This window comes from Pseudomonas sp. P9_2, assembly GCF_034008255.1.
In the GTDB taxonomy this organism is placed as follows: Bacteria; Pseudomonadota; Gammaproteobacteria; order Pseudomonadales; family Pseudomonadaceae; genus Aquipseudomonas; species Aquipseudomonas synxantha_A.
The window spans coordinates 708,135-722,641 of sequence record NZ_CP125376.1; the positions used below are offsets into that span (position 1 = coordinate 708,135).

At 62.4% G+C, this 14,507-nt stretch carries 9 protein-coding genes; 3 read left to right on the top strand and 6 right to left on the bottom strand.

Features of this window, described 5'->3' with window-relative positions; translation table 11 throughout:
- Nucleotides 1-16: 16 nt before the first annotated feature.
- Complete coding sequence (locus tag QMK52_RS03055; protein WP_005784710.1) at nucleotides 17-2,542, top strand: PepSY domain-containing protein; 2,526 nt, start codon at nucleotides 17-19, stop codon at nucleotides 2,540-2,542.
- Between the two features lie 69 nt (nucleotides 2,543-2,611).
- Here QMK52_RS03055 and QMK52_RS03060 read toward each other — a convergent pair whose 3' ends face one another.
- The 4 genes from QMK52_RS03060 to ptsP all read right to left on the bottom strand — a co-directional run bounded on the left by QMK52_RS03060 (nucleotide 2,612) and on the right by ptsP (nucleotide 9,794).
- A complete protein-coding gene (locus QMK52_RS03060) occupies nucleotides 2,612-4,153 on the bottom strand; it encodes an alkaline phosphatase D family protein (RefSeq protein ID WP_005784708.1) in 1,542 nt (513 codons plus the stop codon).
- A 131-nt stretch (nucleotides 4,154-4,284) separates the two neighbouring features.
- Complete coding sequence (locus tag QMK52_RS03065; protein ID WP_148853452.1) at nucleotides 4,285-6,003, bottom strand: PTS fructose-like transporter subunit IIB; 1,719 nt, start codon at nucleotides 6,001-6,003, stop codon at nucleotides 4,285-4,287.
- 11 nt (nucleotides 6,004-6,014) lie between these two features.
- Nucleotides 6,015-6,935 carry a 1-phosphofructokinase gene (gene pfkB / locus QMK52_RS03070; protein ID WP_320403798.1) on the bottom strand — a complete coding sequence of 307 codons (921 nt, stop codon included), beginning with the start codon at nucleotides 6,933-6,935 and terminating at the stop codon, nucleotides 6,015-6,017.
- Entirely contained in the window at nucleotides 6,936-9,794 is a 2,859-nt protein-coding gene (ptsP, locus tag QMK52_RS03075; RefSeq protein WP_320403799.1) for a phosphoenolpyruvate--protein phosphotransferase, read from the bottom strand.
- Between the two features lie 293 nt (nucleotides 9,795-10,087).
- Here ptsP and cra point away from each other — a divergent pair, with 293 nt between their 5' ends.
- Both cra and QMK52_RS03085 read left to right on the top strand, forming a co-directional pair.
- Nucleotides 10,088-11,083: a catabolite repressor/activator gene (cra, locus tag QMK52_RS03080; RefSeq protein ID WP_005784701.1), complete on the top strand. Its 996-nt coding sequence runs from the start codon at nucleotides 10,088-10,090 to the stop codon at nucleotides 11,081-11,083.
- Between the two features lie 2 nt (nucleotides 11,084-11,085).
- The gene (locus QMK52_RS03085) at nucleotides 11,086-11,862 is read left to right on the top strand and encodes a TatD family hydrolase (RefSeq protein ID WP_320403800.1); all 777 of its coding nucleotides are present in this window, start codon (nucleotides 11,086-11,088) and stop codon (nucleotides 11,860-11,862) included.
- Here QMK52_RS03085 and QMK52_RS03090 read toward each other — a convergent pair.
- Together QMK52_RS03090 and QMK52_RS03095 are read right to left on the bottom strand one after the other, a co-directional pair.
- A complete protein-coding gene (locus tag QMK52_RS03090; RefSeq protein WP_032803252.1) occupies nucleotides 11,809-12,237 on the bottom strand; it encodes a hypothetical protein in 429 nt (142 codons plus the stop codon). The two genes, QMK52_RS03085 and QMK52_RS03090, sit on opposite strands and share 54 nt — an antisense overlap.
- A gap of 125 nt (nucleotides 12,238-12,362) precedes the next feature.
- Nucleotides 12,363-14,393, bottom strand: coding sequence for a HAMP domain-containing methyl-accepting chemotaxis protein (locus QMK52_RS03095; protein ID WP_320403801.1), 2,031 nt, complete (start codon nucleotides 14,391-14,393; stop codon nucleotides 12,363-12,365).
- Between the last annotated feature and the right edge of the window lie 114 nt (nucleotides 14,394-14,507).

Genomic DNA, 14,507 nt, shown 5'->3' on the forward strand with positions numbered 1-14,507 from the left:
AGCGAGGCGCTCTGACGTGTTGAAGAAAACCCTATTCCAGTTGCACTGGTTTTTCGGCATCACTGCCGGCCTGGTGCTGGCCTTGATGGGGATCACCGGGGCTGCGTACTCGTTCCAGGATGAAATCCTGCGGGCCCTCAACCCCACAGTATTGAACGTACAGAAACGCGAAGCCGGCGTACTGCCGCCTGCCGAGCTGGTGCGCAAGCTGGAGGCCACCGAAGGCAAGAGCGTCGCGATGCTGTGGGTAGAAAGCGACAGCGGCAATGCCGGCCGGGTGTCCTTCACCCCGCCACCGGGGGAGCGTCGTGGCCAGATGCGCTACTTCGACCCGTACACCGGCGACTACCTGGGCGACGCCGTCGGCCAGGACGTATTCGGCTTTATCCTGCAACTGCACCGCTTCCTCGCCATCGGCGACACCGGGCGCAATATCACGGGCGCCTGCACCCTGATCCTGGTGTTTTTCTGCCTCTCAGGTTTGTACCTGCGCTGGCCGCGCCAGGTAAAAAGCTGGCGCGTGTGGCTGACCCTGGACTGGCGCAAAAAGGGCCGCAGCTTCAACTGGGACCTGCACTCGGTGTTCGGCACCTGGTGCCTGCTGTTTTATCTGCTGGCGGCATTGACTGGGTTGTACTGGTCTTATGACTGGTACAACCAGGGCGTGACCAAACTGCTCTCCGATGCGCCGCAGAACGAGCGGATGCGCAAGCGCGGCCCGCCGCCCACAGGCCCTGCCCCGGTGGCCAACTACGAGGCGATCTGGAGCAGCATCTACAGCAACGCCGGCCCCGACCTGAGTGCCTACAATATCCGTATGCCGGCCGTCGCCGGGCAACCGGCCACCGTGTACTACCTGCTCAAGGATTCACCCCATGACCGTGCGCTGAACCAGATCAACCTGGACCCGGCCACCGGTGAGGTCAAATCCCATGACCGCTATGCCAGCAAGAGCCTCAAGGCTCAACTGCTGACCAGCGTCTATGCGTTGCACACTGGCAGTTATTTCGGCCTGATCGGGCGCATCGTGCTCACCGTCAGCTCGCTGCTCATGCCCCTGTTTTTCATCACTGGCTGGCTGTTGTACCTCGACCGTCGTCGCAAGAAACGCCAGGTACGCGAAGCCCGCCAAGGTTTGAGTGCCCCTCACAGCGGTGCGCCGGCCTGGCTGATCGGGTTTGCCAGCCAAAGCGGCTTTGCCGAACAGTTGGCCTGGCAGACTGCCGGGCAATTGCAGGCCGCCGGCGTTGCGGTCAAGGTGCAGCCCCTGGGCAGCGTCAGCCGCGACGACCTCAGCCAATCGCAACATGCGCTGTTTGTGGTCAGCACCTTCGGCGATGGCGAAGCCCCCGACAGCGCCCGTGGTTTCGAGCGCAGCGTGCTCGGCCAGGACCTGCCCCTCAAAGGCTTGAACTACTCGGTACTGGCCCTGGGTGATCGGCAGTACGAGCACTTCTGTGGCTTCGCCCGGCGCCTGCATTTCTGGCTGACCAACCAGGGCGGCAACCCGCTGTTTGCCCCGGTGGAAGTCGACAGCGGCGACGCAGTGGCCTTGCACACCTGGCAACAGCAACTGGGCCAGCTCACCGGTCACGCATCCGCGGCGGCCTGGCAGGCAGACCCGTACGAAAACTGGACGTTGAGCCAACGCCGCCTGCTCAACCCCGGCAGCGTTGGGGCCGATGTCTACCTGCTCGGCCTCACACCGCCCACGCCCAAGCGTTGGCTGGCTGGTGACCTGGTGGAAATTTTGCCGCGCAATTGCCCGTGGGCCGTGGAGCATTTCCTCGACGGCCTCGGCCTGGCCGGCAGTGACGGCGTGTTGATCGACGGCTTGGCACAAACGCTCGATCAAGCCCTGGCCAACCGTCAACTGCCGGACAACCGTGCACACCTGGTCGGCCTGCATGCCCAAGCCCTGGTGGACGCGCTGGTGCCACTGGGTATGCGCGAATATTCCATCGCCTCGATTGCCAGCGACGGCGTGCTGGAACTGATCGTGCGCCAGGAACGCCACCCCGACGGCAGTCTGGGCCTGGGCTCCGGCTGGCTGACCGAACACGCCGACATCGGTTCGGGTATCAGCCTGCGCCTGCGCCGCAACAGTGCCTTCCACCTGCCGGACGCTCCCGTGCCGTTGATCCTGCTGGGCAACGGCACCGGCCTTGCGGGCCTGCGCAGCCTGCTCAAGGCGCGTATTGCCGATGGCCAGCAGCGTAACTGGTTGCTGTTTGGCGAGCGCAATATCGCCCACGATTACCTGTGCCAGGACGAACTGCAAGGCTGGCTCGCCAGTGGCGACCTGGCGCTGCTGGACCTGGCGTTTTCGCGGGACCAGGAAGAGAAGATCTACGTACAGGATCGCCTGCGCGAATCGGCAGATGTGTTGCGCAAATGGCTGGCGGACGGCGCGGCGATTTATGTGTGCGGCAGTTTGCAAGGGATGGCGACCGGGGTTGATCAGGCGCTGGTGGATATCCTGGGCAGTGAGGCGGTGGAGCGCTTGATTGAACAGGGCCGCTATCGCCGGGATGTCTACTGACCCGTCAGGCAATGAAGATCAATTGTGGGAGGGGGCTTGCTCCCTCCCACAGTTTTAACTGCATTCCAATCAGGCAGGTTGCAGTTTTTGCTCAAACACCGAAACGCCATCGAGATCGCGCAAAATGACGGTCAACTCCCCTGTCTGCCCATCAATCTGCACTTCACCAAAAAACTGAAAGCCAGCAAACGGCGAGGTGTTTTGCGCAGGCGGCGCTTTCTCGAACACGACTTGCGGGCCAAAGGTTTTATCCAACGGATTCGGCCCGAAGCTGCCGGCATTCAGCGGCCCTGCCACAAACTCCCAAAACGGCTCGAAATCCTGGAACGCCGCCCGGTCCGGGTGGTAGTGGTGCGCCGCGCAGTAGTGCACATCGGCCGTCAACCACACATGGTTGCGCACCTTCTGCGCACGCAGAAAGCCAAGCAGTTCGGCAATCTCCAGCTCACGCCCTTGCGCCGGGCCGGGGTCGCCATTGGCGATGGCTTCCCAACGCGCCACGCCGGGGCTGACTTCACCGTCGGGCACGCCCAGGCCGATCGGCATGTCGGCGGCGATCACCTTCCATTGCGCCTGCGACGCCTTGAGTTCGCGCTTGAGCCAGTCCAGTTGCTGGCGACCGAGGAAGGGTTTTTCGCCGCCCAGGTTGTCATCATTCGGCCCACGATAGCTGCGCATATCCAGCACAAACACGTCCAGCAGCGGCCCGTAACTGAGCTTGCGATAAATACGCCCGCCGCCGTCGGCACTCTGGCGGCGCATCGGTGAATATTCCAGCCAGGCCTGCCGCGCACGGCCGACCAGGGTATTGATGTCGCGGGTCTGGTAACGCTCATCCAGTTGCTTGCTGGAGGACCAGTTATTGATCACCTCATGATCGTCCCACTGCCAGATCTGCGGCACCTGGGCATTGAAGCGGCGCACGTTTTCATCCAGCAGGTTGTAGCGGTAATTGCCGCGATACTCATCGAGGGTTTCCGCGACTTTGCTCTTGGCCTCGGTGGTGATGTTGCGCCAGATACGTCCGCCTTCGGTGGTCAACTGCGCGGGCACCGGGCCGTCGGCGTAGATGGTGTCGCCGCTGTGGATAAAAAAGTCTGGCAGGCGCAGGCGCATGGCTTCGTAGATACGCATACCGCCAATCTCCGGGTTGATGCCGAAGCCTTGGCCAACGGTGTCGCCGCTCCACACAAAGCGGATGTCGCGACGCTGTTGCGGCTCGCTGCGCAAGTGACCGAACCAGGGCTCGCTGGCGACGCCGGTCTGGGCGTCTTCGAAGTGAACACGGTAGAAGATCGACTGATCGACCGGCAAACCGGTGAGCTCGACACGGGCAGTAAAGTCGGTGCGGCTGTCGGCCAGGGGGGAAACCAAGCGGCGGGGATTGCTGAACACACTGCGCGTATCCCACTCCACCACCATCTTCGCGGGGCGGTCGCTGCGGCTCCAGATCATCGCACGGTCGCCGAGCAGGTCGCCCGATTGCACGCCATCCGTGAGTTGCGGCCGGTCCTTCACCGAAGCGATCACCGCAGGGGCCAGGCCCGGCAACAACAGGCCGGCGCCCACGGCTTGCATCACGCGGCGGCGGCCGAGATCGAAGTGGCTCATGCAGGTGCCCTCTTGAGTATCAAAAGGGCCACTTAAGCATGATGGGATGAAGCGAAGATGACACCGGCCTTACAAACAATGGAGATCCAAATGTGGGAGGGGGCTTGCTCCCTCCCACATTCTGAATCCCATCAGCCCCTGGCAGCAGTGACCGTCAGCTCCACGGCTTCCGGTCGCTTGAGCAGCGCATACACCAACCCCGTCAACACACTGCCCGCCACAATCGCCAGCAAGTACAACAAAGCGTGGTTCATCGCATTCGGAATCACCAGCACAAACAACCCGCCATGGGGCGCGGCCAACTTGCAGCCGAAGTACATCGACAGCGCACCGGTCAGCGCGCCACCGGCGATGCTGGCCGGGATCACGCGCAGCGGGTCTTTGGCCGCGAACGGGATCGCGCCTTCGGAGATAAAGCACAGGCCCAGGATCATCGCGGCCTTGCCGGCTTCGCGTTCAGTCTGGGCGAACTTGCGCCGAGCCAATAACGTAGCGATGCCCATGCCAATCGGCGGCACCATGCCGGCAGCCATGGTCGCGGCCATCGGTGCGCCGCTCGACGCCGCCAGCAGGCCGACAGAAAACGCATACGCCGCCTTGTTGATCGGCCCGCCCAAATCCACGCACATCATGCCGCCGAGCAAAATGCCCAACAGCACCGCGTTGGTAGTGCCCATGGTGCTGAGAAAATCGGTGAGACCCGTCAGCAAACGTGCGACCGGCGGGCCCACCAGGTAGATCATCACCAGGCCGGTGAACAGGCTGGCCAGCAACGGGATGATCAGAATCGGCTTGAGCGCCTCCAGGCTCTGGGGCAATTGCACCGCACGGCTGATCAGCTTGACGCAGTAACCCGCGACGAAACCGGCCAGGATGCCGCCGATAAACCCAGCCCCCAGCGTCCCCGCCAGCAAGCCGCCGATCATGCCCGGCGCCAGGCCAGGACGGTCGGCGATCGAGTAGGCGATGTAGCCCGCCAGCAGCGGCACCATCAGCAGGAATGCCTGGTCACCGACGCTTTTCAGCGCCGCAGCCAAAGTGCCTGGCTGCTCGAAAGCATGGATGCCGAACACAAATGACAAGGCAATCAATAAGCCCCCCGCCACCACCATCGGCAACATGTACGACACGCCAGTGAGCAGGTGCTTGTAGACCCCGGTTTTCTCCGACTTGGCCGGCGCGCCGCTGGCGGCGTTTTCCACCGCGCCTTCAGCCAGGGCTTTGTTAAGGATGGCTTCGGATTGCTTGAGGGCGATGCCGGTGCCACAGCGGTAAATTTTCTTGCCGGCAAAACGCTCGGTGGCGACTTCAATATCCGCCGCCAGCAACACCACGTCGGCCTCGGCGATGGCTTGCGGGCTCAGCGGTGTGCGGGCGCCGACCGAGCCTTGGGTCTCGACCTGCAAGTCGTAGCCCAAGCGCTTGGCGGTCTGCTGCAAGGCTTCGGCGGCCATGAAGGTGTGGGCCACCCCGGTCGGGCACGCAGTAATCGCGACGATACGCGGCGCATTCTTCGCCGATACCGGGGCGTCACTGGCGACATACACCTGGGCCTCTTCAGCGCCCCGGCGCAATACGCCTTCGACATCCGCCAGCGCTTGGGCCGGTGTGGTCTGGAACACGCGTTTGCCGACAAAACGCTGCATATCCACCGGCGTACTGCTGACCAGCAGTACCCACTCGGCATCATCGATCGTGGCTTGGGACAACTGACGTTCCGGGCGCTGCACATCAACGACCTCGACACTGGTGTGCAAGCCCATGCGCTGGGCGGCGGCGTCCAACAAGCGGGCGCACAGCACACTGGTGACCATGCCGTTGGGGCAGGCGGTAACAATGGCTAACTTCATCACAAACCCTCTTATTGTTCTGTCAGCGCGCGTACATCGACGCCGCTTTCCAGGCGCGCCAACTGCGCGTCATCGCTGATGCCAAAACCGATCTGCGTGACGGCCATCGCGGCAATCGCCGTAGCACGGCGCAAGGTGCGCTCGGGGGTATCGCCGCTGAGCAAACCGTGAAGCATCCCGGCCAGCAGCGAGTCGCCAGCGCCCACGGTACTGGCCACCGTCACCTTGGGCGGCGTGGCGTGTAGCGCCGCGCCTGGGCGGTACCAGGTCACGCCTGCGGCGCCGTCGGAGACCACCACATGCTCGACGCCTTGCTGATGCAATTGGCTGATGGCATCGGTGGCGTGACCCAAGGCTTCGGCCAACTCTTCAGTATTGGGTTTGACCAACCACGGGCCCGTCTCCAACCCCAGGCGCAGCGCTTCACCACTGGTGTCCAGGGCGACTTTCAACCCGAGGTCTTTCAACGCGTCCAGCAAACCTTTAAACCACTGCGGGCTGACGCCGCGCGGCAAGCTGCCGGCCACCACCACCGCATCAAACTCCGGGCCAATCATCGCGATCATCTTGAGCAGCGCTTTTTGCGCCTGCTCATCCACCAGCGGCCCCGGTGCATTGATGTCGGTGACACGCCCATCCTGTTCGGCAATCTTGATGTTGCTCCGGGTTTCGCCGGGGACACGGATGAAGGCATCGCCAAACCCGCGGCGCTTGATCAGCGCATTGAAAGCCTGTGGGTTGGCACTGCCGAGGAACCCGCCCACGCTGACGTAATGGCCTAGGTCCGCCAGCACCTGCGCTACATTCACGCCCTTGCCCGCCGCGTGGGTGAGCATCGCTTCACTGCGATTGACCTCACCAGGCTCCAGGCGCGCCAGGCGCACCGTCAGGTCCAACGCCGGGTTCAGCGTCAGGGTCAGAATCTTCGCCATCTACACGGCCTCCACTAGGGCACGCACCTCGGCGGGCGAACCCACCGCCAGTGCTTGTTGCGCCAGGCCCTGGGCCTCGCTCAGACTGAATTCGCGCACCCGCGCCTTCACTTCAGGAATGCTGCGGGCCGACACGCTCAACTCATCCACACCCAGGCCGACCAGCACCGGCACCGCCAGCGGGTCTGCCGCCAACTCGCCGCATACGCCGACCCATTTGCCGTGGGCATGGGCGGCGCGCACGGTGATGTCGATCAGTTGCAAGACCGCTGGGTGCAAGCCATCGGCCTGGGCCGACAGGGTCGGGTGGCCGCGGTCGATGGCCAAGGTGTACTGGGTCAGATCGTTGGTGCCGACGCTGAAGAAGTCGACTTCCTTGGCCAGTACCGGCGCCAGCAAGGCGGCTGACGGCACTTCGATCATGATGCCCAGTTGCAAATCGGCGACCGGGATTTCCAGGCGCAAGCGCTCGGTCATGTCGCGGGCGGCACGCCACTCATCCACGCTGCCGACCATGGGGAACATGATGCGCAGCGGCCGGTTATCCGCCGAACGCAGCAGTGCCCGCAATTGCGCTTCCATGATCTGCGGGCGTTGCAAGGTCAGGCGAATGCCGCGCACGCCAAGGAAGGGATTTTCTTCCTGGGCGATGGGCCAATAGGGCAAGGGCTTGTCGCCGCCCACATCGAGGGTGCGCACCACCAGCGGGCGACCGCCGAGCCCATCGAGGACGCGGCGGTACTCGGCTTCCTGGGTAGCCTCGTCCGGCGCCTGAGGGTGGGCCATGAAAATCAGTTCAGTGCGCAGCAGGCCAATGCCTTCGGCGCCCTGCTCCACCGCACTCGCCACACCGGCGCTTTCACCGATATTGGCGAACACTTCCACGGCGTGACCGTCACGGGTCAGCGCCGGCTCGTGGCGTTGAGCCGAGGCAGCTTGCAAGCGTTGTTCGCGGGTGTCGCGCTCCACGGTGGCGCGTTGCAGGGTAGCGGCGTCCGGGTCGACATGCAGGCGACCGCGCTGGCCGTCGAGCAGCAGTGGCGTACCGGCGCTCAGCAGCAGCACCGCAGCACCAGCACCGACCAAGGCGGGAATCCCCAGGGCGCGCGCGACGATGGCGCTGTGAGCGGTGGCACCACCGCGAGCAGTCAGAATGCCGGCTACGCGGGTCGGGTCCAGACGCGCAACGTCCGAAGGGCCGACTTCATCCATCACCAGAATGTAGGGCTCGCTGGGCTCCTGGGCGGTTTCGACGCCGCACAACTGCGCCAGCACGCGACGGCCGATGTCACGCAGGTCAGCGGCACGCTCGGCCAGCAAGGCATCCTGCAAGGCCTCCTGCTGCTTGGCGGCGGCTTCGATCACGCTCATCCACGCAGCTTCCGCGCTTTCGCCTTGCTTGAGGCGGGTGTCGACTTCGTCGGTCAGCTCCGGGTCGTCGAGCATCTCCTGATGGGTAATGAAAATCTCGCGGATGGCCTTGGCCTGGCTGCGCTCGATCAGGCCCTGGATATCTTTACGCACATCGCCCAGGGCGGTGTGCAGGCGCTGGCGTTCAGTGGCGGCAGACTCACCGCGCAGGGGGTAATCGAACAGCTGTGGAATCTGGATATGCGCCGGACCGATGGCGATGCCCGGCGCGGCGGCGATGGCCTGGATCTGACTGCCGCTCGATGGCGCGCTGAGCGCCGGCTCGATAGCCACCGGAGCAGGCTGGGCGCTCAGGGTCGGCAATGGTTCGACCTCTTCGCCAAGGCCCTCTTCGACCGCGGCCAACAATGCAGGCAGTGCATCGCCGGCAATCGTCGGCTCGGCGACAAACTCCAGCACCTGGCCACGACGCGCACCGAGGCTGAGCAACTTGCTCAAACTTTTGACCGATACCGCGCCCACCGGCCCATCAACGATGCGCACGCGGATATCGCCGTCAAAACTTTTCGCCAGTTGCGCAAGGATCTTGGCCGGGCGTGCGTGCAGGCCGTGGGCGTTGGCCAGGCTGATGCGGGCGCTGGGCCAGTCTGGCGGCAATTCGCCGCCCAGCACTTCCAGCACCGCACGGCTGCTGGTGGCACGCCCCAATTCCTGGCCGCGCCCTTCAATCAACAGGGCACACAAGCGTTCAAGCAAGGTTTGGTGGGCTTCGCCCAGGCTCGCCAGGCAGAACAGGCCGTGCAGCGGCTGGCCGAGGTAGCGCATGGGTTTGTCCGGCGTGACAAACGCCAGGCCCGGGCGCTTGACCGTCTGTTCGCTGTGCAACCACCACAGGCCATCGCCCAGGGGCAACGCGTCGACCTGTTGCAACACCGCAGCAAAACCATTGCTCACGCAGTCGGCCTGGCGCAGCAGGCGCGCACCGCGCCATACCAACTCTTCAAAATCATCGGCAGACACGCCCAGGCTGATCATCTGCGCATCCAGCGCCAGTTCCTGGGGCGCACCTTGCAACAGCTTCAACAACGCTTCGGCACTGCCGGCACGGCGCAACGCCTGGCCGAGATCGGTTTCACCGAGGGCACGGGTCAGCAGTTGCAGCAAGCGCAGGTGTTCGTCGGATTTGGCGGCGATGCCAATCGCCAGGTAGACGATCTGGCCATCACCCCAGTCCACCCCTTCGGGGAACTGCAGCAGGCGCACACCCGTGGTGAACACCTGGTCGCGGGTCTCTGGCGTACCGTGGGGAATAGCGATGCCCTGGCCGAGAAAGGTCGAACCCTGGGCTTCACGGGCTTGCAGGCCGCTCAGATACCCCTCGGCAACCAGGCCATCGGCCACCAGTTTGTCAGCGAGCAGGTGCAAGGCAGCAGATTTATCCACAGCCACCTGGCCCATGGATATCTGCTCTACAGTGAGCTCAAGCATGCCGTTCTCCTAGTTAGTGCGATGTGCGCACTAGGTATTGTTTTGAATAAATCAGCGCGAGACGTTCAAAAATAACTGACTGAGTGGTCAATTGGCAGTAGCCACTCAGCGGCGAACATCGTAAAAATACGCTTGCTGAAACGTTTAATCTAGAATTTATGGCAGATTACGCGTTAATTGCGCAAGCTTGAAGCACCACTCGGCACCTGTCGCGAAACATTGGTCGTGGGCTGGAATCGGTTACGATTGGACAAAATGTCGGGGCACGCTCTAAAAAACAAGGAAATCCCGGTTTGAAACTCAGTGATATTGCACGTCTGGCCGGTGTGTCCGTGACCACCGCCAGCTATGTCATCAATGGCAAGGCCGAACAGCAGCGCATCAGCAACGCAACCGTTGAGCGTGTGCGTGCCGTGGTCCAGGCCCATGGTTTTACCCCCAACCCTCAAGCCGCAGGGCTGCGCAGCCGGCATACGCGCACCCTGGGGTTCATCCTGCCAGACCTGGAAAACCCTAGCTACGCACGCATTGCCAAGCTGCTGGAGCAAGGCGCCCGGGCACGGGGCTATCAGTTGCTGATTGCCAGCTCCGATGACGAAGCCGACAGCGAACGCCAACTGCTGCAACTGTTCCGTGCGCGGCGTTGCGATGCGTTGTTCGTCGCCAGCTGCCTGCCGGCCAGCGATGACAGCTATCGCGACTTGCAAGCCAAGGGGCTGCCGGTGATTGCCATCGACCGGGTGATGGAGCCTGACCAGTTCTGCTCAGTGGTCAGCGATGATCACCAGGCCTGTCAGCAACTCACCAGCAGCCTGCTACAACCGCTGCCCAAGCAAATCGCGCTGATCGGCGCACGTCCCGAGCTGAGCATCAGCCAGGAACGTACTGCGGGTTTTCGTGAAGCGCTGCAAGACTTCACCGGCGAAGTGATCATCGAACAGGGCGAAGCCTTCAGCCGTGACTGTGGCCGACAGCTGATGGAGCAACTGCTGCAGCGCCTGGGGCATTTGCCTGACGCGCTGGTGACTACCTCCTACGTGCTGCTGCAAGGCGTGTTCGATGCGCTGCATGACTTCCCGCTCCGGTCGCGGCCGCTGCGCCTGGGCACCTTTGGCGACACCCAACTGTTGGACTTCCTGCCGCTGCCAGTCAACGCCATGGCCCAGCAACATCAACTGATCGCCGAGACCGCCCTGCGCCTGGCCCTGGCGGCCATCGAAGAAGAGCAGTACCAACCGGGTGTGCATGCAATTGGCCGCACGTTCAAGCAGCGCATTCACGAGGCCTGAACGTGGAGCTGATCGACACCCACACCCACCTGGACTTTGCGGACTTCGATCACGACCGCCCGCAAGTCCTCGCCCATAGCCGTGAACTCGGGATACGGCGTCTGGTGGTACTGGGGGTGTATCAGAAAAACTGGCAGCAGCTGTGGGATCTGGTGCAGCAGGACGACGGTTTGTTCGCGGCCTTTGGTTTGCACCCGGTGTATCTCGATGAGCATCGCCCTGCCGACCTGCTGGAGCTGGGTGACTGGTTGACGCGCTTGCACAGCCATCGGCAACTCTGCGCCGTGGGCGAAATCGGTCTGGATTACTTCCTTGAGCACCTGGATCGCGAGCGCCAGCAAAGCCTGTTCGAAGCCCAGCTGAAACTCGCGGCGGATTTCCAACTCCCCGCCTTGCTGCATGTACGCCGCAGCCACGCCGTCGTGATTGCCACGCTCAAGCGCATCCGTCTACCGAGGGGCGGGATTATTCATGCGTTCGCCGGCAGCATTGAAGAGGCCCGCGAGTACATCAAACTGGGTTTCAAACTCGGTCTGGGCGGCGCCGCCACTTGGCCCCAGGCCCTGCGCATGCACAAGGTACTGGCGCAATTGCCTCTTGAAGCCGTGGTACTGGAAACCGATTCGCCGGACATGGCCCCGGCCATGTATCCCAACCAGCGCAATAGCCCGCAACACCTGCCGGCTATCTGCACCGCCCTGGCTGAGCGTATGGGCATCAGCCCTTTATTGCTGGGTGAGACGAGCACACGCAATGCGTGCGAGCTGTTCAATTGGTAGCGGGCTGATGACCTGCAAGTTCAAGGTCATCCTTTGCCGATAACGGGCATAGCGCACGACCAGCAGATGAATCAACACCGCGACCAGCGAAATGTTCAACTGCCCGATCACGCTGAGCAGCCCCAACCACTCTGCGAACAACGCCATCAGCAAGGTCGCGCACGTCAGCATGATCATGCCGGGCCGCACCAGCGCCCATTGGTCCAGGGCGCGAAACTGACGCAACTGCTTGTGGCAGCACAACTGCAGGCCCGAGTGGCAGTACGCGCAGTCAAACGGTACTTCCATGGCGATGGCGTTCAGTTGCCAAGGCTTGAGTTCAAACGTCATGTTGCACTGGGCACAATGCCCTTTGATGCCGATTGCAGCGGCCATCGTCGTATCCCCTCGTGACCGTGACTGATGAAACAAATTCTCACCCATTCACGTTGCGATAAAACACAGCCCGGCAAATCAGGACAAATGCCACGTGATTCATGACCCCGTCCCACAGAAAGTTCTTACACCCGAAACGCGCCAATCAATTGCTTCAACTCAATGACCTGCGCCGACAACTGCCGGCTGGCCGCTTCGGTCTGTTGGGCGCCTTGTGCTGCATGTTCACCGGCGCGGTTGATTTGGACAATATTCTGGTCGATGTCGTGAGCGACCGCCGTTTGCTGCTCCACGGCAGCGGCGATCTGCTGGTTCTGGTCAACAATCATGCCTACGGCACCGAGGATATTTTCCAGGGCGTGCTGGACCTTTTCCGACTGCCCTACCGTGCCACTCGCCATTTCATGGCTACTGCCCATCGCCTTTACCGCTGCGCCGACGCCGCTGTGCAAGCGGCTGATCATTTGTTCGATTTCTCCGGTGGAATGCTGGGTACGCCGGGCCAGGGTGCGCACCTCATCGGCCACTACGGCAAAACCGCGTCCTTGCTCACCGGCACGCGCAGCTTCGATGGCCGCGTTGAGCGCCAGCAAATTGGTTTGCTCAGCGATGCTCTTGATCACCTCCAATACGCTGCTGATGGACTGGCTATCGGCCGCCAACTGATTGATCACCCGCACCGACTCATCGATCTCCAAAGCCAGGCGTGCGATGCCGCTTTGTTGAGATTGCACCAGCGCCCGCCCGCTGACGGTTTCATCATTGACGCTCTGTGCACTGTTGACCGCCGCCGCCGCGCTGCGCGCCACCTCCTGTGCGGTGGCAGACATCTGGTTCATCGCCGTTGCCACTTGCTCGATCTGGCTGCGCTGGCCGGAAACCGCCTGGTTACTCTGTGCCGAAATCGTCTGCACCTGGCTGGCCTGCAACTCGACCTGGCTGACCGTATGCCCGACGCGCTCAATCAGGTCGTGGATCTTGGCCACGGTGCCATTGAATACCTGGCCCAGGTCTCCCAGCTCGTCGCGGCTGTGGGCGACGAAAGTGACCGTCATGTCACCGGCCGCGACTTTGTCCATCATCGCCCCCAGGCTGCGCAAGGTAGTGCGGGTGGAGACAAAGAAACCTGCATACAAGTAGAAGATCAGCGCAAATACCGCCAACAGGGCCGCGACCAGCAACACCATGTGCAGGCGGTTTTGCGCCAGACGCTGCTCCAGTTGCTGGCCGATGAACGCTAAGGTGGCGTCATCGAGTTGATAGGTCTTGGCCATCAGTTGGCTGACGCCGTCGTAAAAACCTTGCCACGGTGTATCCAGGGTCTCGGCCATTACCACCTGTTCTTCGAACAACTCACTGCCTTGCTTGAGGCTGGCCTGGCTGGCTTGCGCCAAGCTATCGAGTGCTGCGTGCGCGGCGTTGCTGGCGCCCAGCGCGTCCTGCAGCTTCAAGCCGTATTCGCCCTGGAGCTTTTCCACCTGCTGCAGTAATTCGTCAAAGCGCGTACTGGAGGAGGAATTGATAAAGCCCTGGCCCAGGGAATACGCGCCCATCGCGCGGCCCTCACCGAGTATTTGGGTGACCTGTGGGGTGACCGCAGTAACCAGATCGCTAAGTTGGCGCAGGTCACTCTGCGCATCACGGCTCAAGCCGGCTTGGCTGGCGATGATTTGGCTGAGCATCTGGGCCTGGTTGAGTAACTTGCCGATCAACGCCGCTTTGTTGAGCAACGAGGTTTCCTGTTGCTGCGCCTTGAACGCGGCGATCAGCTCGTCGCGCTTGTTTTCAAAAACCTCGACTTGCTCGGGCTGCGTCGCCATGGCGTGCAAACCCTGCAGCCGCTCCAGCACACTTTGCTCCAGGGCAGTGATCTGCGCTTCAAGATCAGCCGCCTTGCCGGACTGCCCGAGGATGACGTTGATCTGCACCTGGTTGTTGAGCGTTTCCAACTCACGACGCAATGCCAGGCTGCTGCCAAGCAGGTCGAGACTTTGCAATTCGACACGGGTGCCCTGGAATTCGCGCCACGAGTCACGCACCAGGTAATAGTTGGTCGCCAGCATCGGCAGCAGGAACAGCACGCTGATCAGGCTGAACTTCATGCCGAAGCTCAGGCGGTTCATCAGCGCGACGGCAGGATAGAGCAAGCTCATCACAGGTGATCTCCCCTTCTTTTATTGTTATTGAGGCGCAGGGCGGCGGCAGATAGCCACTATTTGGCGCTCTGTCTGTATAGCTCAATTCGAAGGGAAGTTTTGTAACGTAAGGTT